The following is a 23,644-nucleotide window of genomic DNA, read 5'->3' on the forward strand; positions in this document are numbered from 1 at the left end:
GTCCGATCCTGTCCGCTGTTCGATGCAGGCGTACGACCGTGAGAATACGAATGAGTTAATGGCGCCGGGCCATTCTACATAATTTACATGGTGGCTGGCGGCGGAGTTCCGTAACTGTCGATCAGCGCCCGGGTCACACCATTGGTCCAGCCAAAGCCGTCCTGCGTCGGATATTCGCCGCCGCCGCCTGCCTTCAGCTCCTCCACGTCATACTTCTCCAGCAGCTTGCCGGTGTCGCGCCACACCCGATCGACATTGGCGATCCAGCGCGTGGCGACGGCCTGTGCCAGCTCGCGCTCGCCATGACGTTCCAGGCCGGCGACGGCGATCCATTGCAGCGGTGCCCAGCCATTGGGCGCATCCCATTGCTGCCCCGTGCGCGCGAGCGTGGTGCGCAGGCCGCCGGGCGCCAGCAGGTGTTGGCGCACCGTAGCGGCGACCGCCGCAGCCTGCTGCTCGCTCGCGTGCCCGGCGAAGAGCGGGTAGAGGGTGGCGGCTGACAGGACGGGGGTGAGCGCCTCGCCCTCCCGGTCCCAATCGCCGAAGCGGGCGTCGTCCGCGCTCCACAGGTAGCGGTCGATCGCCGCGCGGCGCCGCTCGGCCATGCGGGTGAAATCGCGTGCGCAAGGCTGGTCACCCGCTGCGCCGCAGCGTTCCGCCACGGTGGTTTCGAGCACCCACATCAGGCTGTTGAGATCGACCGGCACGATCTGCACTGTGCGGATGGTGGCGAGGCGCGCCGGATCGGCCAGCCAGCGGCTGGAGAAGTCCCACCCGCTCTCCGCTCCGGCGCGCAAGGCGCGCCAGACCTCCGCTGCCGGACGGTTGCTTTCACGCGCGGTGGCGACATCTTCCGCCCAGCTTTCGTCACGGGGCGTGTCCTTGTCGTCCCAGTAGCGGTTGAGCAGGCTGCCATCGGGCATCCGCACCACCCGCCCGCACGCGCCCTCCGCGTGTGCACAGGCGGCATCGCGCATCCACCAGGCATGCTCCGCCCTCAGCGCCGCCAGCCGCTGCGCCGCCAGTGTTGGCGAATCGCTGCCGGATAGGCCGATCATCAGCGCGAGGAAGGGCGGTTGCGACCGGCTGAGGTAATAGGTCCGCGTGCCGTTGGGCACATGGCCGTACCGCTCGACGAGGCTGGTGAAGTCGGCCAGCATCGTTTCCACCAGATCGTCGCGCCCATCCGCCTTCAGGCCCAGCATGGTGAAGTAGCTGTCCCAGTAATATATTTCCCGGAAACGCCCGCCCGGCACCACATAAGGCGCCGGCAGCGCCAACGCAGTGGAGCCGGGCGGCGGGTTCAATGGCGGGCGCGCCAGTTGCGGCCACAGCTCACGGATATGCGTGACCAGATCGGGCGCGGGCGCCTGCTCCGCCGCATCCGGCAGGATGAAGTGCCGCTCGACAAAGGCTCGCAGCGCGTCGGTGCCCTGCGGCTCTTCGCGCTGCCAAGCCTGCATGATCGTGGCCGCATCGCTGCGGGCGATCGCATCGGCGAAGGTTTTGCCGTCTTCGAAGACACGCCCCTCCTGCACCGCGGCGAACAGCGGGCCGTACAGTTCGGCGGGGCTGGCGGGCCGCTCGCCCGCGGCGGTCAGCAGCAGCGCCGCGGCGGCGATCAGCGCGCGGCAGGCCTTCATGCCCCGGCCACGCAGCGGTCGATCACCTGGGCAAGCGCCACGTCGCGCACCGAGACGTCGCCCGCATCATGCGTGGTCAGCCAGATCTCCAGCCGGTTGTAGACGTTGGACCACTCGGGATGGTGGTCCGCCTTTTCCGCATGAACGGCGATCCGCATCATCAGGCCCATCGCTTCCGCGAAGTCGCGCAATACCAGCTTGCGGTAGAAGGCTTTGCGCCCCGCGTCATAGGTCCAGCCGGCGAGGTCGGCCAAAGCGGCGGCGCGTTCGGCGGGCGATAGCGGGGTGACCTCAGGCATTGTTGGTGACCGGCACCAGCGCGCCGTTGATCGCGCGCGCGCCCGGCCCCGCCAGGAACAGCAGGGCATCGGCGATGGCGGCGGGGCTGGTCCACCCGGCGGGGTCGGCATCGGGCATCGCGGCGCGGTTGGCGGGCGTGTCGATGGTGGCGGGCAGCACGGCGTTCACCCGGATGCGCCGCGGCTTCAATTCGGCGGAGAGCGCCTCCACCAGCCGGGCGACGCCGGACTTGGCAGCGGCGTAGGGCGCCATGCCCGCGCCCGCGACCTGCGCGCCCGCCGCGCCCACGCACAGGATCGCCGCCCCGTCGGCCAGCAACGGCAGCACGGCCCGCGTACACGCCACCGCGCTGCCCAGATTGTCGCGCCCCAGCCGCTCCCATTGCGACCACTCGCTGTCTGCGACCTTGGCGAAAGCAAACCCGCCGGCGACATGCAGCAATGCATCAACCGGGCCATCGCCCGCTGCCTCCCGCAGTGCGGCGGCAGCGGCATCCGGGTCCGCAAGGTCGGCGCACAGCACCTGTCGCACGCCGGCGGGCAAATCGGGATTGTGACGGCGCACGATGCCGGCAACCGCGTGCCCCGCATCGGCGAAAGCCTGCACGCACGCGGTGCCGAGCGCTCCGGCGGCTCCGGTGATGATGACACGCATGGCGGCTTATCTCCCCTCGCTGGCGACTGCCCCTTCCCTGCGCCCATCAACAGTCGCGGCGCAAGGCCCTACACCTCGGCGCCGACCTGGCGGGAGGGATGCGCGGCGGCGAAGGCCGGGTGTTCCAGCGCCGTCGTCTCCACCGCCACCAGACGGGGATAGGGGGCAAGGTCGACGCAGAAGCGGCGCGCATTGGCGAGCTGCGGGATCAGGCAGCAATCGGCCAGCGTCGGGGTGTCACCATGGCAGAACCGCCCGCCGCCACGCGCCACCAGCACCTCCAGCGCGGCGAAGCCTTCGTCCATCCAGTGCGCCATCCAGCGGGCGATCTCCGTGCAGGACGCGCCGAAATCCTCGCGCAGCGCCTCCACCACGCGCAGATTGTTCAGCGGGTGGATATCGCACGCGACCAGCAGCGCCATGGCCCGCACATGCGCGGCCGCATCGGGCTCATGCGGCAGCAATGCGGGCGTGGGCCAGCGTGCCTCCAGCCATTCGATAATGGCCAGGCTTTCGATGATCGTGCCGCCGTCATGCTCCAGCGCGGGGACCAGCGCATGCGGCGCAAGGGCGCGGTATTCCGGCGCCCCCTGCGCCCCGGTGCGCAGATCGTGCGGTACGCTGGTATAGGCGATGCCCTTTAGGTTAAGCGCGATCCGCACGCGGAACGCCGCGCTGCTGCGCCAGTAATCGTGCAGGATCAGCCCGCCCCCGTTCATGGCGCGGGCACCACGCGCGCGCGGCACGGACCGAAGCCGATGGGCACGAAGCCGTCCGCCCGCGCCGTCGCGCTCAGCGTCACCTCGTCGCCATCCTCCAGGAAGGAGCGCGTCTCGCCCGAAGGCAGGGGCAGTGGCTGGCGCCCACCTTCCGTCAGTTCCATCAGACTGCCGAAGCCCGCCCGCTCCGGCGCGGAGATGGTGCCGGTGCCCAGCAGGTCGCCGGGCCGGAGGTTGCAGCCACCCGCCGCATGATGCGTCACGATCTGTCCGATAGTCCAGTACATGTGCCTCGCCTCCCCATGGCTCAGGGCCAGTGGGGCCATGCCGGCGGCGCGCATGGCCTCGCTGGTCAGGTGAACCTCCAGCTCCAGCGCCAGCGCGCCATGCGCCTGGTCGCCTTCATCCCACAGATACGGCAGCGGCTGCGGATCGGTTGCAGGGCGCGGCGCCTGCGCCATCCGGAACGGGGCCAGCGCCTCCGCCGTGACGATCCACGGGCTGATCGTGGAGTGGAAATTCTTGGCCGCGAACGGGCCCAGTGGCTGGTACTCCCACGCCTGCAGGTCGCGCGCGGACCAGTCGTTCAGCAGGCACAGGCCGGCGATATGACGCCGCGCCTCCTCGATCGGGATCGGTGTGCCGAGCTCGTTGCCCTCGCCGATCCACACGCCCAGCTCCAGCTCGTAATCCAGCCGCGCGGCCGGGCCGAACACCGGTGCGTCCATGTCCGGCGCCTTGCGCTGTCCATTGGGCCGCACCACCGGCACGCCGGACGGCCGGATGGAGGATGCGCGGCCATGATAGCCGATCGGCACATGCTTGTAGTTCGGCAGCAGCGGATTGTCGGGCCGGAATTGCCGGCCGACATTGCCCGCATGATGGATGCCGACATAGAAGTCGGTGTAGTCGCCGATCCACGCCGGCAGGTGCAACGTGCAATCGGCCGCCTGGTGCAGCAGGTTTTCCAACTGCGGTCGATGCGCGGGATCGGTCAGCAGGCGCGACAGGCAGCGCCGCAGCTCCTGCCGCACCTCTGTCGGCGCACCCAGCAGGCGGTTCAGCCTCGCCCCGCCGCACAGCCCGCCCGCCTCCGCCGGCAGCAACCCGCAAGCGGCGGCAGCGGCGAGGTCGAGGACGTGGCCACCGATTGCGATACCGATGCGCGGACGCCCGCCGGCGGGGGAGAACACGCCCAGCGGCAGGTTCTGAACCGGGAAGTCCGCGTGCCCGTCCGCCCCCGGCACCCAGCTCGACAGCGCGGGATCGTGCGTTTCGTCCACCTGCCACCAGCTCACGGCAGGCGTGCCTTGGGGAAGCCCTGCCAGCAGGCGTCGTAATCGTCCTGCAGCAGCGGGCTGTGCAGCGCGTGGCTGGTCGGGGCGAAGGGCAGGCGCGTCTCGAACATGAAGGCCATGGTATCGGCGATCCGCTGCGGCGTCAGCTCGGCCGCCACCGCCCGGTCGTGGCTCTCCCGGTCGGGTCCGTGCGCCGACAGGCAATTGTGCAGCGATGCCCCGCCGGGCGCGAAGCCGCCGGACTTGGCATCGTAGGTGCCTTCGATCAGGCCCATGAACTCGCTCATCACGTTGCGGTGGAACCAGGGCGGGCGGAACGTATCCTCCGCCACCAGCCAGCGCGGCGGGAAGATGGCGAAGTCGAGGTTCGCCACGCCCGGCGTGTCGCTCGGGCTGGTCAGCACCGTGAAGATCGACGGGTCGGGATGGTCGAAGCTGATCGTTCCCATCGTGTTGAACCGGGTGAGGTCGTACCTGACCGGCGCCAGATTGCCGTGCCAGGCGACCACGTCGAACGGCGAATGGTCCAGCATGGTGGTCCACAACCGCCCGGCCAGCTTGTGGACGATCTCGCATGCGCCATCGCGATCCTCGAACGCGGCCACCGGCGTCTCGAAGTCGCGGGGATTGGCGAGGCCGTTGGCGCCGATCGGCCCCAGTTCGGGCAGGCGCAGCGCAGCGCCATAATTCTCCGCGATGTAGCCGCGCGCGGAACCATCGGGCAGCTCGACCCGGAACTTGCAGCCGCGCGGGATCACCGCGATCTGCAACGGCGCGACGGTGAGGCGGCCCAGCTCCGTCACCAGCAGCAATCGCCCCTGCTGCGGCACGATCAGCAATTCGCCATCGGCGCTGGCAAAGGCGCGATCCACCATCGGTGTCGTCGCGGCATACAGGTGGACTGCGGCGCCGTCGTGCCCGGCCCAGGTGACCAGCCCGTCCACGAAGTCGACCTCGCCCGCCGGCAGCGGCATGGAGTCCCACCGCAAACGATTGGGTGTCGCCGCCTCCTCCATGAACGGTGCCGAGCGGATCAACGTGTCGCGCGGATAGGGCCGGAATGCCGGATGCATGACGCTGGGCCGCATGCGGTAGAGCCAGCTACGCCGGTTCTCCGCTCGCGGCGCGGTGAATGCGGTGCCGGACAACTGCTCCGCATACAGGCCGAACAGGACATGCTGGGGCGAGTTGCGCCCCACCGGCAGCGCGCCCGCAACAGCCTCCGTGCTGAAATGATTGCCGAAGCCAGTCTGCATCCCCTCAGCCATCGACCGCGACCACGCCGCGGCGGATCTGGTCGAGCTCGATGGATTCGAACAGCGCCTGGAAATTGCCGTTGCCGAAGCCTTCATTGCCCTTGCGCTGGATGATCTCGAAGAAGATCGGCCCGAACATCGGTTCCGTAAAGATCTGCAGCAGCAGCCCCTCCTCCCCCACATTGCCATCGATCAGGATGCGGTTGCGCCTGAGGCGCTCCAGGTCCTCCCCATGGCCCGGCACGCGCTTGTCGACCAGTTCGTAATAGGTCTCGATCGTGTCCTGCAGGCGCACGCCCCGCGCGCGCAGCTGTTCCACCGTGGCGTAGATGTCGGGCGTGGTCAGCGCGAGATGCTGGATCCCCTCGCCTTTATACTCGCGGATGAACTCCTCGATCTGGCTGTTCTCGTCCTGACTCTCGTTCAGCGGGATGCGGATGGCGTGGTCGGGGGCGATCATCGCCTGGCTGAACAGGCCAGTCGCCTGCCCTTTAATGTTGAAGAACTTCTGCTCCTCGAACCCGAACAGCACGCGGTAGAATTCGCTCCACACCCGCATCTGCCCGCGCCGGACATTGTGGGTCAGGTGGTCCAGCAGGTCGAGCCCGACATTGTTCTCCGCCTCAGCCTGTTGCCAGCCGGGCACTTCGTGCCAGTCGGCGTAGAGGTCGGTCCCGTCGGCCACGAAGTACAGATACGCACCACCGATGCCGCGGATCACGGTGTCGTCCTCCTCGGTCGGCTCCGCCCCGTTGGCCAGCGCCCATTCCAGCGCGGCGGCGGGATCGGCAACGCGGAAGGCCATGGCGCTGGCCGATGGCCCGTGCGCTGCGCGGAAGGCGGCGGCGCGGCCGGTCTCCTCCCGGTTCAGCATCAGGTTGATGCGCCCCTGCTTGTACCGGGTGATCGCCTTTCGCGGATGGCGGTGGCTGGCGACGAAGCCCAGCTGTTCGAACTGGCGCGCCATGGCGCCGGCATCGGGGCCGGTGAACTCGACGAATTCGAAGCCGTTGAGGCCCAAGGGGTTGAGGGGGTCGGTCATGCTGGCATCCTCTGGTTGTTTTATGATTGTCCGGCCCTTGCCCTGGCCCAGGCCTGCGTACCGCGGGTGAACATGCGATCGCCGGGCAGCACCTCGTCCGTCCCGATGTCCGGCTCCGCCGCCAGCGCGGCGTAGATCGGGGCGAAATCGGTCTCCGCCGTCTGGCGCAGCAGGTCGTCGAAGCTGTCGATGACGAAGTAGGTCTGCTGGTAATCGTCGATCTTGTAGCGGGTGCGCATCACCCGCCTGAGATCGAAGCCGACGCGATTGGGCGAGGGATCGTCCAGCGCGAAGATACTCTCCCCAAAAGACGACACGATGCCCGCGCCATACAGCCGCAAGCCGTCGTTACCGCGGATCAGCCCGAACTCGACCGTGTACCAGTAAAGCCGCGCCAGTCGCTCGATCGCACCGAGGCCGGCGGCGCGCAGCCCGCCCTCGCCATAGGCCTGCATGTAATCGGCGAAAACTGGGTCGGCGAGCAGCGGGACATGGCCGAACACGTCGTGGAAGATGTCGGGTTCCTGCAGGTAATCGATCTGGTCGGGGGTGCGCAGGAAATTGCCGGCGGGAAAGCGACGATGCGCCAGATGGTCGAAGAATACATCGTCGGGCACCAGCCCCGGCACCGCCACTACCTGCCACCCGGTCGCCGCGTTCAACCGGTCGTTCAGCTCGTCGAAGCGCGGGATGCCGGGCTGGGTCATGCGCAGCATGTCCAGGCCGGCGATGAATTGCGGCACCACCCGGCCAGGCAGCATGTCGGCCTGCCGGGCGAACAGCCGGTCCCACAATGCGTGTTCCGCCGCGGTGTAGCGGTCCCAACCCTGTGGGATCGTCCAGTCGGCCGCCGCCCCGTCAGGCGGGCTCTCGCTTGCCTGTGTCATGGACCCATCATGTTTCAGCAGCCGAGAGAATGCTGTTCAAAATTGCAGACAATCAGCTATGGAATGACCAGTCTGCTCACTAACAGGTGGCGCAATGACCGGATCGCTCAAGCTCGACGCGCTGGACCGGCGCATCCTGCGGCAATTGCAGCGCGACGCTCGGCTCAGCAATGCGGAGTTGGCGGAACGCGTCGGCAGCACTGCACCGTCCGTCTGGCGGCGCATCCGCCTGCTGGAGGAGGCGGGCGTGCTCGGCCCCACGGTGCGGCTGGCGGACCAGCAGCGGCTGGGCCACGGGGTCAACATGCTGTGCAATGTCCGCATGCAAAGCTTCGACGCCGATGCCATCGCCGCCTTTGAACGCTTCGTGGACGGGGAGGAGCGGATCATGGAATGCTTCTCCATGTCCGGCGACTGGGACTACCTGCTGCGCGTGATCGCCACGGACGTCGCCGATTACGAGACCTTCCTGATGCAGCGGCTGGTTAAGCACCCGTCCGTCGCCACCGCCTCCAGCCACCTCGCATTGCGCGTGGCCAAGTACCAGACGGCGATCCCGGTCGGGTGACGCGCCGCTAGAACACGACGTGATCCAGGTACGGCGTCCGCTCCTGCCGGGTGGGGACGTTGTTCACCGGGTCGCCTTCCACATATTCGACCTCGCGCACGGCCACGCGCCAGTCGCTGCCTTCCGCCTCCTCCGGCGTGCGCAGCGGCACCGGCTGGCCGGTCGCGATCACCCCGGTCCATGCCCAGTCGCCGGTGGGCGACAGGCCGCCGATCGACAGTTCCTGTTCGCGCACCACCTGCCAGTCAAGGTCGGACGTGCTGCCCGCCGGCCGTTGCTCCACCGCGGCGAACATGCGCCGGCTGGGAGCGATCGTGTTGGTCACGTCCGCCTCTCCGAACGGATAGGGCGATTGCTCCCCTGTATCGAGCAGCTTGCCGCCGCCACCGGTGGCGCGCAGGCCGATGGGTCCAGTCACGGTCACGCGCACATGCCCGTCATCCGGGCGGGAAACGGTGCAGGTGCGTTCGGGCAGCAATTGGGTGAAGTCGCAGGCGACGGGCTTCGACAGCTCCAGCCCCGGCAGTGAATGGGGCTGGTAGCGCGCGACCACCAGCCGCACGAACGGCCACACCGCCGCGCCCGGCTCGATCGCGACGTCGACATACCACAGCTCGCGATCCGCGTTGTATTGCGGGCGATAGCCGACGATTCCTGCACGGCGTCCACCACGCCCGCCCGGCAGGTTCAGCTGCAGCGCCAGCGGGGAAACACGCGGATCATCGCCCACCAGTTCCGTGCCATACCGGTCGTCCAGCTTGTTGGTGCCGGCATACAGATCCTCCAGCGACAGCGCGACGTAGGGTGTTTCCGGCCCGGCATTGAACCACGCAGGGTCCGCGCCCCACAACGACACGTCGGCTTGTGCCCCGCTGGTCGATTGCCCCACACCACCGCCAGTGACGATCACCGCCAGCTGCTCGTCCGCGCCGGTGCGGTACCAGGGTCGCTTCAGGTAGATGCGCAGGCCCGCCCGGCGGCGTCGGGTCAGGCCGAAGGGCTGGCCAACAGCGACCTCCTCGTCCCAGCGCATCAGCGGGATCACGCTGTCGATCTCGGGCACCGGCGGCTCCGCGCTGCTCGGGATCACCAGCTCCGTCTCCGTCCCGATGCGGGAGCGGCTGTCGACCGTGGCCATCAGCTGCGGCGGGAAATATTCGCGGAAGCGGGTCGTCGCGCGGAAGGCGTAGCGGATGCGCCGATGGCGCGTGTCGCCGAACTGGTGGCGCCCGCGATGGACCCGCAACTGGCCGATGCCGGGCACCGGGCCGAAGGGCTGCACCCCGTTCTGGTGCTCCGCCGCGAAGTCCGTCACCTGCCCCAGCAACACCATGTCCTCGTCCGGGTCGGTCTGGATGGTGAAGCCGATCGCGTGCTTGTTTTCCGTCACCGGGCCATCGGCGGCGAGATCGTCGATATGCTCGGTCCAGCGCGCCTCCGCCTCGATCCGGTCGGTGCTGGGCGCGTGGATGTCGATCACGCCATACAGGTCGGCATGGGTCGCGCCGGCGGGGCGCAGCGGCACCAACGCGGCGGTGTACGGCGCCAGCACCGGGCGTGGCACCGCATGGACCAGCGTGATCGGCTCGTACGGGGTCAGCGCCCAGAACTGCCCGTCCGCGGCGGGCCGCTCCACCAGGTCGAGCGCGCGCAAGGCCGGCGGGAACAGGTTCCACAGCGCCAACAGCTTCAGGTCGTCGCGGAGCAGGCTGGACGACAGGCGCAGGTCGATCCTGGTACCGGGCGGCAGCGCGATCGTCAGCACATTGCCGACCATGCCCGTCTCGGCCCCCGCCGCCCCGCTCGCCAGCACCAGCCGCACGGGTTCGGGCGCGGGCCACTGCCCGGCATAGCGGCCGGCGGTGCTTTCCGTCCGGAACAGGCCCGCCAGCTGACTGCCCCGGTTGGCGCCGCTCATGCCCAGAGCCCAGCCGCTGGCCAGCGGATCGGGCAGCCAGGGCAGGTTCAACTGGTCGGTATCGTGCACCACGTAATGGCCGGTCGGGATCGGATCGCCGCGCCTGTCGCCCACGAATTGCTGGAGATCGCTGACCGGGTTCTCCACCTCCGGCCCCGCTTCCAGCGAAAGGCCGGGCTGGTCCAGCATGACCTGCGGATCGTCGGGGCTGACGATCTTCGCATCGTACAGCAGGCCGTCGTCACGCAGCACGGCGGCCAACAGGCGCGGGCGCTGCGCCGGATCGTCGATCCCGGCATCGAACCGGCCATGCAGTTCGTTCAGGTGCTGCGACCCCTTGGGCGCGGCGAGGTGGCGTTCGGATGTCGTATGCCAGTCCGCCGCATCCGTGACGCCGACTTCGGCGATATAGGCGTCCGGCGCGCTCATCGTGCCGTCCGCCGCCACGCCGCTGCGGATCACCAGGTGGTGGACCGATTCGGCCGGGCTGAACCGGTGGCGCGGCACCACCACCGGCGGGGGCACCGGGTCCCAGCGCAGGAACGGCAGCTTGGCGGTGACCGTGTCGGCCCCTTCCGGCGTGCCGACCACAATGTCGTCTCGGTCGAGCTGTTCGGCCTGGCTCGGCCGGGCGAGGTCCAGCGTCACTTCGGCAAAGCCGGCGCGCAGCCGGTCCGCCAGCACGGACGTCGCCTGCGTCGCCTGTGTCGGGGCGGCATTGGTCCGCGCGGCGATGCGGGTGGCGAGCAGCCCGTCCACCGCCGGCTCCCCCACAATGCTGAGGCCACCGCCGATTGCCGGCCCGCGCAGCGCGCGCAATTGCTCCATCGGCGCGGCGACCGGCGCGCGGGCGGCGGCACCCAATTGCTGCACCAGATCGGCGGCCGGCCGCACCTGCTGCGCCAGCCCGACCGCAGGGCGACCCCGCAGCGGCGTGTCTGGTGCGGCCGGTGCCGGAAACGCGCCGCCGCCCACTCCGGGGGTTCCCCGCGGCTTCGACGCACCGCTGCCGCCATGCGAATTGCCGGCGAGGTCCACGCCCCAGGCACGGAATGCGTATGACCGGCCAAAGCGCAGGCGCGGCAGCGTGCCGGGCTGCACCTTGGTGGTCACGGTAACGGGCGTGATCCCGGCGGGGTCATCGACCGGCCGCACATTCTCCACCTGCCGACCGCCGACATCCTCCGGCTCGGCACGCGGACCGGGGCGCGGGGCCGACAGGCTCCAGCCCGACCAGCCGAACAGCGCCTCGTGCAGATAGGCGTCGCCCCCACCCTCCCCCGTGGCGCTGCGCACGGCAGCGGTGCCGACCCAGCCGGCTTCCGCCCGGTCGGCATATTCGATCTGCCCCGCAACCGTCGCGGTGGCGAGGCGGCGGTGCAGGCTGAACCACTTCTTCTCGTGGTCGTCCCACACCTCCACGCGGTAGCCCTGCGTCACATCCTCCGCCGCGATCAACGGCGCAACCCCGCTGGCGAGCTGCGCCGCCATCGCCGCGGCGCGGCCCGCCTGCTCCTTCACGCCATCCACGCGGCCCGTGCGCACGATTGTGAACCCTTCGGACCGGAGCGCTGGCGGCGCGACGTGGCCGGGATCGCCATTGTCCGCCATCCACAGCATGCGCGGCAGCGCGCGGATAAAATTGCCGAGCTTCATTGCCGCCCCGTCGCTGTCCATCGTCAGCGCGGCGAACAGGTCCTCCTCCCCCAGCCGCAACCGGCCGCCGGTCCAGTCCTTGGTGCGCGGGCGGGTCAGCAGCCGATCCCCCCGCCGTTCTACCTCGGTGATGGCGGACACCACCTCCACCCCGTCGATCAGCGCGCCAACCGACAGGCTTTTTGCGTTGCGCAGCCGGGCAAGGTCCGCGACCTTCAGGTCGATCACCAGCCCCAGCCGGCGCAGCAGCTCGGGCTGATCAGACAGATGGGCCACCCGCTCGTGGAAGTCGGGCCGGGGCGTGGGCGGCGGCACCGGCTTGCCATCGCGCACATTGCCACCCGCCGGCTCGTAGAAGCGGCGTGCCCGATGCAATGGGTCCAGCACCGCGCCAAGGCCCCCGGCACCAGCCGTGCCGCCCTTGTCCAGCGCCTGCGTCACCAGGTCATCCCGGAACCGCTTGGGCGTCTTGCTGTCCTGCAATTGCTCTCCGCTCAGCGATCGGATCAGTTGTCGATACGGGTGCTCGCGCGGCAGATCCTGCAGGCTCGGCGGATCGAACGGGAAGAACATGGCGCTGCCCACCGCGGTCAGCGCGGCCAGGTCATGCACCGCCTTCACCGGGAAACTGCGCCAGTGCCGGCTATGCAGGTTGCCGTAATCCGGTCGCCGCACCGGCGTGGTCGCCGGCGGGAACATGCGCGGCCACAAATCCGGCTTTACCTCCGACACCCGCGTCGCCGCCAGGGCCGCGCCGGGCTGGTCGCGCAGCGTCAGCGTGGTCCCGGCGATCGCCGTCCCCCATTTGGCGAAGGCGGCAAACGCCTCCAGCATGCGTTCGGGCTGGTCGGGCGTCAGCTTGGGCGCGACATGGACGGAGACGTGGAACGGCGCATCAGCGCCCGTGCTGAAGGGCAGCGCGGTCAGCACGATCTGTTCGCGGTTCATCTCAGCCCTCCTGCTCGCCGGCGAACGCCGCCAGGTATTCGTCCCACACCTTCGATTGGCCGTCGGCATATTCCAGCATGTCGCGCACGGTCGGGTCGCCGTTCGATCCGGCGAACACGCGTCGCGCCTTCACGCTGACGCTGGTGGAGAAGAACAGCACCTCCACCTTGATGGTCATCTGCGCCTCGCCCACCAGCTTGTCCTGCGGCGCGGTGTAGTAGGTGAGCGCGAGATAGAGCTCGAGCGAGGCGCTGATGAGGCCCAGCACATCGACCTCGCCGCGGATGCGGACATAGCCGGTCAGCTGCCCCGCATCCCCTTCGATTTTGAAGTAGATGCCCGCCATCACGGAGACGGAGCCGGAGGCGACTCCGAAGTCGAGCGCCACGACCGCGCCGAACTCGAACGCGCCCTCCAGCATCACCAGCCCTTCGGGGTCCAGCCGGATACCGATGAAGCCGCCGCCACCGAGGAACGCGACCGCCAGCGTGAAGGGTCGTTCGCGGGTGCAGAAGTTGAAGCCGACGCTGACGGGCGTGTCGCCCAGGAACGGCACCCGCGCATCGGCGCCCAGCGACAGGTTGGTCAGGCTGAACACACCGATGGCGAGATTCGGCAGCGCCAGCGTGAAACCGGCGCTGATGCCTTCGGTGCTGACGTCCAGGAACGGCGGGTCGCTGAAGCCGTCCAGCGGGATCAGGTCCTTCAGCACCTCCACGAAGGACAGTACGCCGACGAATTTCAGTTCGTCGAACACGATGTCGATCTCGGGCCGGCGCGATGCGCTGGCGACGAAGGCGATGCGCTTGAAGCTCACCTCCATCAGCTCGAACCCGGGGACAAGGTTGAAGTGGAAGTCGCTGAGCTGCGCGGTCACCTCCAGCCCGGCGGGCCGGGCACCGGCGGCGCGCGCCTCCACCGTCACGGTCAGCGCGCGGTCATTGGCGAACACCAGCACCGGCACCGCCGCCGCTGGCAATTGCTTCACCAGCCGGGGCCGCCATTCCATCCGTGCGCGGAACTCGCCGCCGCTGACGATCCCTTCGGCGAAGGCGAGCACCGCCTGCACGATCTCGTTCTCCAGCGCGGCGTTCACCGCCTCCACCAGCCGGCCGATGGTGGCGCGGCGGACGGGTTCGAACGCCTTCTTCGCCTCCTCCTCCGCGATGCGTTGCAGGATCGGCGGCAGCGCGGCCAGCGCCGCCTCCACCCGCTGCTTCGCTGCCTCGGTCAGGTCGCCGGCGGTGATGTCGGCGATCGCATCCTTCACCTCGTCGAAGGTCTGGACGATGTCCTTGGGCGTCTGCGGGGTGGGCGGAACCGTGATGCCCCATTCGGCCGCCTGTTCGCGCAGGCGTGCAAGATCGTCCAGCAGCGCGGCGACCGTGTCCAGCGCCTCCGTCACGAATTTGGGGGCGTGGTCCAGCGCCACCTCGGCCACCAGTTCGAACAGATTGTAGATGCCGAACAGCTTGGGCAGCGTGCCGAACAGCTCTGCCGGGTCGAACTTCCCTTCCGCCGCCTTCTGGACATTGCTGACCAGACCATTGGCGCGCGACAGGCCGGCGACGATCACGTCCGGCTTGATGAAGCCGCCCGCCCGCTCGCTCGACCCGAAGGCAAGCTCGGTGGTGTCGGCCACCAGATTGGTGCCGACCGTGCGGACCAGCTCCAGATAGACATTGCCGGCATTGGCTGCGGAAAATCCGCTGTCCTTGTAGACCTTCGGATAGGCGACCTGCCGCCCGCCGCCGCCCTCCGGCGTCAGCCGCTGGATCGCCGGAACGGCAATCTCCGCCCCGCGCATGAACGGCGTGCTGCCGGTCGACCGCGGCTCGCCGCCCAGCAGGATGCGCGCGACCTCCGCGCTGGCGCGGGCCTCCGCCCGGCCCTCTTCCGCCGCCAGCGCGGGGGCGAAGGCGATCTGCTGGCCATTGGCGGGAATGCCGGCGGCGATGGTCGGGTGCCGCTGCGCATACAGGTTGGTGATCGCCGCCTGCTTGGCCGGCTGCGTGTCGATGCCGCCATCCAGCGGCACGAACACCAGCGCGGCCTGCAACTGCACCGGTTGCCCGTCATGGTCCTGTGTCTCGATCTTCCACTCGAACGCCTCGCCCGTGGCCTGCACGATCGGCCAGAACGGATCGCTACCGTTCTGCTGCGTCAGGTCGGGCGAGCGGCTGGGGCCGATCCGGGCATGGACGAAGGGCAGGTCGCGCCGGGTGAAGGTGCGCTCCTTCTCGTTCAGCTGTATATACTGCTTCTGGAACAACGCCGCCTGCGGCCGGGTGGCGCCCACGATCTGGCGATAGGTGATCGTCACCAGCGTCGCCCGGTGGCCCAGCGGGAACAGGTAGCCGGGGATGTCCACCCGCACATACTGGTCGCGGCCCATCGGGGCGATATGTTCCCACCCGCTCAATGCGGTGAGCCGCGGGTCGAGCGGGCGCTTCTTCTGGATTTCGTCGAAGGGCTTCACATAGGGGTCGGGGTTCCACGCGGCGGCAAGGTCGATCCATGCGCCGACGGAACTCAGCGCCATGCGGCGTACCTGCGCCGGCCGGGGACGCACATTGGGCGCGTCCGCACAGCCGGCCGATTGCAGCACAATCGCCTCGCGCCAATTGTGCTTCAGCGAATTGAGGAACGGCAGCTCTGCCTGGCCGTCGCGATCGCGAGTCCAGATGGCGCGGACGATCCGCTCCGCCGCGGCGCCCTCGTCCACCTTGCCGGCATCGTCACGCACACCCAGCCGGCTGTGCCACAGCTCCACCCGGCCGGTCCGCTCGGCATCTTCCACCGGCTGCGCGGCATGGGACCAGCCACCTTTGACGGAAGGGGACAGCAGCAGGCGGAACGGCGCCTCGATCGCGGTCTCGGCACTAGTCGGGGCACGCAGGTTCGGCAGCGTCCACCGCGGGCGTGGGCCAATGTCGGGCAGCCGTTCCAGCAGGCTGTCGTCCACCTCAAGATGATCGGGCCGGCGATCCACCCGGCCCAGCCGGCCGCCCGCATCCAGCAGCTCGCCCATCTGCCCGCGCGCTTGTGCGCCGGCGACCACTGTGTCGCGCGCCGCCACCACGCCGCCGCGCGCCAGCCGGTTGGCCGCGACCATCGCGCGCTGCCCTTCCAGCAGGTTCGCCGCCCCTTGCGGCAGGCGGCGGGCGAGGCCTACCTCGACCTGCTTCAGCGCATCGGCCAGCGGCGCGCCGATCGTGCGCGGGCCGGGGATCAGCACCGGCGGCACGGCGGCGGGCTGCGCGGAAGGGGCCACGACCATGGGCCAGCGCCCGATCGCCGCCAGCAATCCAGCAACCGACCATTCGACCATCTCGCCCGCCGGGATCTCCAGCACCAGCCGGCTCTGCCCGGCGGCGCGTACCGGCACGGGCGGGGTGATGCCGCCCGGCGCCGGATCGCTTAGTGGTGGTGGTGCGGCGAACAGCGCCTGTTCGGCCATGTGCTGGAAATCGAACCGGACCCGCAGCAGGCCGCCGTCGGCCCCTGCCACCAGCGCGTCGCCCTCGCGCCCACGCCCGCCGGGGAAGCTGCCGAGGCCACCCTGCCGCCGCAATTCCAGCCCGCGCCAGCTGACCCACAACGCCACCAGATCACGCGCGCGGGTGACGCGGCGCCAAGCGGTGAAGGCTGGTCTTCCGGGTACGGGTATCCGCTGCCGTCCGATCGGGTCAGCATCAGGTCGTGTCGCCATGGCCCCTCTCCCATCCGGCGTCGCTTGTGTGCGGCGCGACCGGTTTGTCTGGCGACCTGACGATTCTTTTCAGCAGCGCAGCTTGTGCGCCGTGCCCTGGAACTTAGCAAGCTCTCGATTACGCAAAATCAGTAAAAAAGAAGGCGCCCTGCCGGCCACGGCAGGGCGCCTCCTTTCAACCCCGCGGAATTGCCTACCGTTAGGCGGCGGAGCGATCCGGAATGCGCGGCACCAGCAGCTGGATGATGCCCAGCGCGATCAGGTACACGCTGCCCGCGACCAAGAAGATCGGGAAGTAGCTGCCTGTCGTATCCAGGATCCAGCCGGTGAACTGCGCCATCAGCATGCCGCCGATCGCGCCGGAGGTCCCGCCGATGCCGATCGCGCTGCCGATCCCGCTCTGCGGGATGGTGTCGGACGGCAGCGTGTAGAGATTGGCGGACCACGCCTGGTGCCCCGCGGCGGCCAGCGCGATCAGGCCCACGGCCAGCCACAGGCTTTCCACGTACTGCGCGAAGATCACCGGGACCACCAGCAACGCGCACAGGAACATGGTCAGCTTGCGCGCCTTGTTCTGGCTCATGCCGCCCCGCATGAAGCGCATGGACAGCCAGCCGCCGCCGATGCTGCCCACGTCGGCGACGAGGTAGATCACCACCAGCGGCGGGCCGAACTCCGCCAGGCTGAGGCCGTGACGGCGGGCGAAGAAGTCGGGCAGCCAGAACAGGAACAGCCACCAGATCGGATCGGTCAGGAACTTGGCGGAAGCAAAGGCCCAGGTCGCGCGCAGGCGCAGCACGGCCAGCCAGCCGATGCGCGGGGGGACGCCGACCGGCGTGGTCGCGGCGGTGGCGGCGATCGCCGGTGCCTCGATCGCGTTGTCCGCCGGGGCGGGTACGGGCACGTCGGCCGACTGGTCGACCGGCGGGTTCTTGTAGAACACCAGCCACGCGACCAGCCACAGCAGGCTGACGAGGCCGGTGATGATGAAGGTCCATTCCCAGCCATAGGCGATGGTCAGGATGGGGACGAGGATCGGCGTGATGATCGCGCCGATATTGGAACCGGCGTTGAAGATGCCCGTAGCGAAAGCCCGCTCCTTGGGCGGGAACCACTGCGCGATCGCCTTCAGGCTGGCGGGGAAGTTGCCGGATTCACCGATGCCCAGCGCGAAGCGGACGGCGGAAAAGCCCGCAACCGTGTTGACCAGGCCATGCGCGATATGGGCGCCCGTCCAGATCAGGAACGCCATGGCATAGCCGGCCTTGGCGCCGATCCGGTCAATCGTGGCGCCGAAGCCGAGATAGCCGATGGCGTAGGCCGCCTGGAACCACAGCACGATGTTGGCGTAATCGCCTTCCGTCCAGCCGAACTCCGCCTGCAGCGTCGGCTTCAGGAGACCGATCATCTGCCGGTCGACATAGTTGATGATAGTCGCCAGCAGCAGCAGGCCGACAATCACCCAGCGGTAGCGTTGGCCTGTCGCCGCCCCCCGTTCGATCGCGTTCACCAGTTTCCTCTCCCTCCGAAAATCACAGTGCCGTTTTCAGCGTGCTGCGGATCGCCGATTCGTCGGCCAATCCCGCATGCGCCTGCCGCAGCGCGGCCACGAATTCTCCATCCCCGGCCAGTGTGCGCGGGAACACCGCGTCTATCGCCAGCAGCGCGTCGATGTCGCCGGCGGCGGCCAGCGGCGCCAGCTTGCCGCCCAGCGGGTCGACCAGCTTCTCGCCATCACTATGCCGCAATGCCAGGAAACGGAACCACGCCGCGACCGGCACCGCCAGCCGCCCGGTCGGCAGCCCGGCGGCGCGCCGGTCGGCGATCGTGCCCAGGATGCGGAACGGCAGCTTCTGCGACCCATCCCAGGCGATCTGCGCCAGCAGGTGGCGGATCGCCGGATTGCGGAAGCGTTCCAGCACGCTTTCGGCATAATCGCCCACATCCATGCCCTCCAGCGGGCGCAGCGTGGGCGCGATATCCTCGTGCATCATGGTGCGGACGAAATCGGCGAGGTCGGCGTCGCGCATCGCATCCGCCACGGTCTCGTGCCCCAGCAGCACCCCCAGATAGGCGAGCGTGGAGTGCGGCCCGTTCAGCAGGCGCAGCTTCGCTTCCTCGAACGGGGCGACGTCGCTGACGAACTGCACGCCCGCGGCATCAAAGGGGGGACGCGCGCCCTTGAAGTCGTTCTCGACCACCCATTGGGTGAAACGCTCGCGCTGGATCGGCCAGGCATCTTCCAGCCCGGTCGCCTCCGCCACCTGCTCGCGCACGGCATCGGTCGTGGCGGGCGTGATCGAATCGACCATGGAGCTGGGAAAGCTGACATTGCTGGCGACCCATTCGGCCAGCGCCGGATCGGTCGCCTGCGCATATTCGGTCACCGCCCGGCCCAGCCGGCGGCCATTATGCGCCAGATTGTCGCACGACAGCACGGTCAGCGGCCCGCCGCCTTCCGCCATGCGGCGGGCGAGGCCCGCGGCCAGCCAGCCGATGAAGGTGGTGGGCGCACCGCCCGCCAGCTCCGCCGCGATGCCCGGATGGTTCATGTCCAACCCGCCTTCGGGCGAAAGGCAGTACCCCTTCTCCGTCACGGTGGAGGTGACCAGCTGCGTGGTCGGCGCGGCCAGTCGCTGCAGGATCGTCTCGCCGTCGGTGCGCGCGGACAGCAGTTCCGTGATGGAACCGATGATGCAATATTCGGGCTCGGCGGACAGCAGGGCCAGCACGTACAGCCCGTCCTGCGGGCCCAGCGCATCCGCCGTGCCGGTCGAATTCAGCGCCACTTCGCAGATGGACCACCGCGGATCGCTATCCAGCACCGCATCGGCATAGGCTGCCTGGTGCGCCCGGTGGAAGGCGCCGGGGCCGAAATGCACGATTCCGGGCAAGCGCCCTTCCAACTGGTAGGCGGGAGCCGCGATGCCGGGTTTGCGCTGCGCCAGCGTGGCGCGCGACAGACGGGGATGTTCGCTCAAAGGGTCACGCCCCGCTTCCAGATGGCAATGTCACGCTCCTCGTGCACCTCGTTACGCGCTGGTTCGCCGCTGGCAACCTCGCAGATGCGCGCCAGCAGCGCTTCCGCCGTGGCATCCATGCCCCCTTCCGGCGCGGGGTCCAGCACGGAACCCGCGTCGAAGTCGATCCAGTCGGGCTTCCTGGCGGCGAGGCCGTGATTGGTCGCCAGCTTCATGGTCGGCACCGGGCTGCCCAGCGGGGTGCCGCGGCCGGTGGAAAACAGCGTCAGCGTGGCGCCCGCCGCCGCCAGCGCGGTGGTGGAGACGGCATCGTTGCCCGGCGCCTCCAGGATGGACAGGCCGGTCCGCCGCAGCCGTTCGCCGTAACGCAGCACATCGACCACCGCCGCGCGGCCGCCCTTCTGCACCGCGCCCAGCGACTTCTCCTCCAGCGTGGTGATCCCGCCCGCGACATTGCCGGGGCTGGGATTTTCGCTGATCGGCTCGCCATGCTTCAGGAAATACGCCTTGAAGCCGTTCACCAGCTCCACCAGCGCGTGAAACGTCCCCTCATCCTCCGCACGCGCCATCAGCAGGCGCTCCGCGCCGAACACCTCGGGAATCTCGGTCAGGACGGCGGTGCCGCCCGCAGCCACGACCGCATCGGCCGCGCGCCCGATCAGCGGATTGGCGGTGAGGCCGCTGAACCCGTCGGACCCGCCGCATTTCAGGCCGAGGCGCAGCGATTCGAGACCCACCTGCGTACGCGTATCGGCGGCGGCCTGTTCCACCAGCTCGTCGATCGCCTTTGCACCATCGGCCATCTCGTCCAGGCTGAACTGCGCGCCAAGCGTCCGCATCCGGGTGCGGTAGGGTTCGGGGATGCGTTCGATCAGGGCCGACAGCTGGTTCTCCTCGCACCCCAAGCCCAGCAGCAGCACGCCGCCGGCATTGGGATGGCAGGCGAGCGCCGCCAGGATGCGCGCCGTGCCGTCCAGATCGTCGCCCAGCTGCGAACAGCCGAACGGATGCGCGAAGGCGAGCGCGCCGTCGATCTTGCCGCCATGGCGGGCGTTGGCCTGCGCGGCCAGCCGCTGCGCCGTGCGGCCGACGCAGCCGACCGTGGGGATGATCCAAACCTGGTTGCGCGTGCCGACGCTGCCATCGGCGCGGCGATAGCCGTCAAAGGTCCAGCGATTGGCCGCGGGGACCGGCGCTGCCGGGGCGGCGGGCTCGTACCGGTACGGCTCCTCCCCCTTCAGGTTGGTGTGGACGTTGTGGCTGTGGACATGGGCGCCGGCGGGGATGGCCTGCGTCGCGCTGCCGATCGGCCAGCCGTACCGCAGCACCTGTTCCCCCGGTGTCATTTCCACCAGCGCGATCTTGTGCCCCTGTTCGATCGATTCGGTGGCGACCACGCTGGCACCAGCCACATCCACCCGTTCGCCGGGGGCGATGGGACGCAATGCCACGGCGACATTGTCCTGCGGGGCAACGCGCACGGCGGCGATGCCGATCTGCTCGATAACGCTCATTTGCAGCGTGCTACCATTTGTGCCAACGCTGGCACAAGTCGTTTGCCCCCTGTTAGACGAGGATTTCATGCGTCCATTGGTGTTGCACGAAGATCGCCTGCTGCCAGCCGATCCCACCACCCGCGCCATTGCGCGGGAACTGTATTCCGGCATCGCCGGCCTGCCGATCGTCAGCCCGCACGGGCATACCGATCCTGCCTGGTTCGCCACCAACGACCCGTGGACCAACGCGACGGAACTGCTGCTGGCGCCCGACCATTACCTGTACCGCATGCTCTACTCGCAGGGCATCGCGCTGGACGTGCTGGGCGTGCCCGCGCACGGCAAGGCGCCGGCGCATGATCCGCGTGCCGGCTGGCGGGTGTTCGCCGAGAACTACCACCTGTTCCGCGGCACCCCGTCGCGCATGTGGCTGGACTACACCTTCGCCACCGTGTTCGGGATGGATGTCGCGCTGGAAGGGGCGAGCGCCGACCTGTATTACGACACCATCACCAACGCGCTGGCGACGCCGGAATTCCGCCCCCGCGCGCTGTTCGACCGATTCAACATCGATTTCCTGGCCACCACCGAAGGCGCGCAGGACAGCCTCGCCCATCACGAGGCGATCCTGGCATCGGGCTGGAAGGGCCGCGTGACCACCACCTACCGCCCCGACGGCGTGATCGACGTGGAGCACGAGGCGTTCCGCCCGGCGATGCAGCGCCTCGCCGAACTGACGGGGGAGGATGTGTGGAGCTGGCAGGGCTACCTCGCCGCCCATCGCAAGCGCCGCGCCGACTTCCGCGCCGTTGGCGCGACCGCCACCGACCACGGCTTCCCCACGGCGCAGACCGCCAACCTCTCGCCCGCGGAGTGCGAGGCGCTGTTCCGTAAGGTGACGGGTGACGACTGGACCGCGGCCGATGCCGAGCTGTTCCGCGCGCAGATGCTGACGGAGATGGCGGGCATGAGCGCGGAGGACGGCATGGTGATGCAGATCCACCCCGGCGCCTTCCGCAACCACAATGGCGGCCTGTTCGCCAGCCACGGGCGTGACAAGGGGGCGGACATCCCCACCCGCACCGATTACGTCCACGCGCTGAAGCCGCTGCTGGACCGGTTCGGCACCAGCACCACGCTGTCGATCATCCTGTTCACGCTGGACGAAAGCACCTACGCCCGCGAGCTGGCGCCGCTGGCCGGGCATTACCCCTGCCTGAAGCTGGGCCCGCCATGGTGGTTCCACGACAGCCCGGAGGGCATGCTGCGCTTCCGCGAGATGGCGACGGAGACGGCCGGCTTCTACAACACGGTCGGCTTCAACGACGATACGCGCGCCTTCCTGTCGATCCCGGCGCGCCACGACGTCGCCCGCCGGGTCGATTGCGCGTTCCTGGCGCGGCTGGTGGCCGAACACCGGCTGGAGGATTGGGAGGCCGCCGACCTGGCGCAGGAACTGACCAGCGGGTTCGTGCGGCGCGCCTACCGCCTGGACGATTGACCCACTCGCCATCCATGGGCGCGCCCACCATCATCGACGTGGCGGCGGCGGCGGGCGTGTCCGTGCGCACCGTCAGCCGCGTCATCAACCGGTCGCCGAAGGTGGGCGCGCGCACCCGCGACACGGTGGAGCAGGCGATCGCAGGTCTTGGCTTCGCCCCCAGCGCGCGGGCGCAGGCACTGGCCAGCGGCCGCTCGCACCTGATCGGGGTGATCCAGGGGGACGAGAACACCCAGGTCCTCGGCCCCGTCCAGCGCGGCATCGTGGAGGCGTGCTCCGGCAGCGGGTACGAACTGGTGGTTCGCCCGGCGCAGGCCGCCGATGCCGATCTGGTCCGGCAGTTGAGCGACTTCGCCCGCCGCAGCCGGGTGGACGGGCTGGTGGTCCTGTCGCCCGTGTCGGAGGTCGAGGGACTGGCCGAGGCGCTGGAGCGGCTGGGCGTGCCGGCGGTGGCGCTCGCCAGCCGGCCGCTGGCGGGATACCGTGCGATGCTGTGGACCGACGATGCCCGCGCCACCGCCGCGCTGGGCGAACACCTGGCGATGCACGGCCACCGGCGCATCGCCATGATCGCCGGCCCGGCGGCGCGCGCCTCCGCGCAGGAGCGCGCGTCCGGGTTCCGCGACGGGCTCGCCGCCAATCACCTGACGCTGGACCCCGCGCTGGTGGTGGAAAGTGACTACACCTTTGCAGGTGGGCTCGCCGCCGCGGCGCAATTGCTCGACCGGGCGCAGCGGCCGACCGCGATCTTCGCCTGCAACGACCTGATGGCCGCGGGCGTGCTGAAGGCGGCGGAGCAGCGCGGCCTCAGCGTGCCCGCCGACCTGTCGGTCGCGGGTTTCGATGGCGGCGATGTCGCGGCCCTCGTCACGCCCGCGCTTACCACCGTGCGCCGACCCATGCGGCTGATCGCGCGGCGCGCAACGCAGGCGCTGCTGGCGAATATCGGCCAGACCGCGGCGCAACCGCAGCAGACGCTGATCCCGCTGGAGATCATTCACGGCGAGTCCACCGGCCCCGCATCAGCCTGACCGGACACGGACTGGCGCCGGCCGAGACCTTGCG

Annotated in this window: 16 protein-coding genes; 3 read left to right on the forward strand and 13 right to left on the reverse strand. The window is 69.3% G+C overall.

The window, feature by feature from the left end; genetic code table 11:
- Window positions 1-83: 83 nt before the first annotated feature.
- The 8 genes from treF to phhA all read right to left on the reverse strand — a co-directional run bounded on the left by treF (window position 84) and on the right by phhA (window position 7,799).
- Window positions 84-1,643, reverse strand: a complete 1,560-nt coding sequence (gene treF, locus V5740_RS10895) for an alpha,alpha-trehalase TreF (RefSeq protein ID WP_347302502.1) — start codon at window positions 1,641-1,643, stop codon at window positions 84-86.
- A complete protein-coding gene (locus V5740_RS10900; RefSeq protein WP_347302503.1) occupies window positions 1,640-1,942 on the reverse strand; it encodes a 4a-hydroxytetrahydrobiopterin dehydratase in 303 nt (100 codons plus the stop codon). Before V5740_RS10900 ends, treF begins: the two co-directional genes overlap by 4 nt.
- The gene (locus tag V5740_RS10905; protein ID WP_347302504.1) at window positions 1,935-2,597 is read right to left on the reverse strand and encodes an SDR family oxidoreductase; all 663 of its coding nucleotides are present in this window, start codon (window positions 2,595-2,597) and stop codon (window positions 1,935-1,937) included. Before V5740_RS10905 ends, V5740_RS10900 begins: the two co-directional genes overlap by 8 nt.
- Window positions 2,598-2,665: 68 nt before the next feature.
- Window positions 2,666-3,316 (reverse strand): maleylacetoacetate isomerase, encoded by a 651-nt coding sequence (gene maiA / locus V5740_RS10910; protein WP_347302505.1) that lies wholly within the window; start codon window positions 3,314-3,316, stop codon window positions 2,666-2,668.
- Window positions 3,313-4,614, reverse strand: coding sequence for a fumarylacetoacetase (gene fahA / locus V5740_RS10915; RefSeq protein ID WP_347302506.1), 1,302 nt, complete (start codon window positions 4,612-4,614; stop codon window positions 3,313-3,315). Before fahA ends, maiA begins: the two co-directional genes overlap by 4 nt.
- Window positions 4,611-5,882: a homogentisate 1,2-dioxygenase gene (hmgA, locus tag V5740_RS10920; RefSeq protein ID WP_347302507.1), complete on the reverse strand. Its 1,272-nt coding sequence runs from the start codon at window positions 5,880-5,882 to the stop codon at window positions 4,611-4,613. Before hmgA ends, fahA begins: the two co-directional genes overlap by 4 nt.
- Window positions 5,875-6,912: a 4-hydroxyphenylpyruvate dioxygenase gene (hppD, locus tag V5740_RS10925; RefSeq protein WP_347302508.1), complete on the reverse strand. Its 1,038-nt coding sequence runs from the start codon at window positions 6,910-6,912 to the stop codon at window positions 5,875-5,877. Before hppD ends, hmgA begins: the two co-directional genes overlap by 8 nt.
- Before the next feature lie 20 nt (window positions 6,913-6,932).
- Window positions 6,933-7,799 (reverse strand): phenylalanine 4-monooxygenase, encoded by an 867-nt coding sequence (phhA, locus tag V5740_RS10930; protein WP_347302509.1) that lies wholly within the window; start codon window positions 7,797-7,799, stop codon window positions 6,933-6,935.
- Between the two features lie 94 nt (window positions 7,800-7,893).
- Between phhA and V5740_RS10935 the strand changes: the two genes are divergently transcribed.
- On the forward strand, window positions 7,894-8,367 hold the full coding sequence (locus tag V5740_RS10935; protein ID WP_347302510.1) for an Lrp/AsnC family transcriptional regulator: 474 nt from the start codon (window positions 7,894-7,896) through the stop codon (window positions 8,365-8,367).
- A gap of 7 nt (window positions 8,368-8,374) precedes the next feature.
- Here V5740_RS10935 and V5740_RS10940 read toward each other — a convergent pair whose 3' ends face one another.
- The 5 genes from V5740_RS10940 to V5740_RS10960 form a co-directional block, all read right to left on the reverse strand.
- Window positions 8,375-12,889 carry a hypothetical protein gene (locus V5740_RS10940; RefSeq protein WP_347302511.1) on the reverse strand — a complete coding sequence of 1,505 codons (4,515 nt, stop codon included), beginning with the start codon at window positions 12,887-12,889 and terminating at the stop codon, window positions 8,375-8,377.
- Window position 12,890: 1 nt separating this feature from the next.
- Window positions 12,891-16,601, reverse strand: coding sequence for a hypothetical protein (locus V5740_RS10945; RefSeq protein WP_347302512.1), 3,711 nt, complete (start codon window positions 16,599-16,601; stop codon window positions 12,891-12,893).
- 199 nt (window positions 16,602-16,800) lie between these two features.
- Window positions 16,801-18,111: an MFS transporter gene (locus V5740_RS10950; protein ID WP_347302513.1), complete on the reverse strand. Its 1,311-nt coding sequence runs from the start codon at window positions 18,109-18,111 to the stop codon at window positions 16,801-16,803.
- A 22-nt stretch (window positions 18,112-18,133) separates the two neighbouring features.
- On the reverse strand, window positions 18,134-19,582 hold the full coding sequence (locus V5740_RS10955) for a mannitol dehydrogenase family protein (RefSeq protein ID WP_347302514.1): 1,449 nt from the start codon (window positions 19,580-19,582) through the stop codon (window positions 18,134-18,136).
- The gene (locus V5740_RS10960) at window positions 19,579-21,096 is read right to left on the reverse strand and encodes an altronate dehydratase family protein (protein WP_347302515.1); all 1,518 of its coding nucleotides are present in this window, start codon (window positions 21,094-21,096) and stop codon (window positions 19,579-19,581) included. Before V5740_RS10960 ends, V5740_RS10955 begins: the two co-directional genes overlap by 4 nt.
- Window positions 21,097-21,163: 67 nt before the next feature.
- Here V5740_RS10960 and uxaC point away from each other — a divergent pair, with 67 nt between their 5' ends.
- Complete coding sequence (gene uxaC / locus V5740_RS10965) at window positions 21,164-22,579, forward strand: glucuronate isomerase (RefSeq protein ID WP_347302516.1); 1,416 nt, start codon at window positions 21,164-21,166, stop codon at window positions 22,577-22,579.
- A gap of 14 nt (window positions 22,580-22,593) precedes the next feature.
- Window positions 22,594-23,610, forward strand: coding sequence for a LacI family DNA-binding transcriptional regulator (locus V5740_RS10970; protein WP_347302517.1), 1,017 nt, complete (start codon window positions 22,594-22,596; stop codon window positions 23,608-23,610).
- The last annotated feature ends 34 nt before the right edge of the window (window positions 23,611-23,644 follow it).

This window comes from Croceibacterium sp. TMG7-5b_MA50, assembly GCF_039830145.1.
Classification (GTDB): Bacteria; Pseudomonadota; Alphaproteobacteria; order Sphingomonadales; family Sphingomonadaceae; genus Croceibacterium.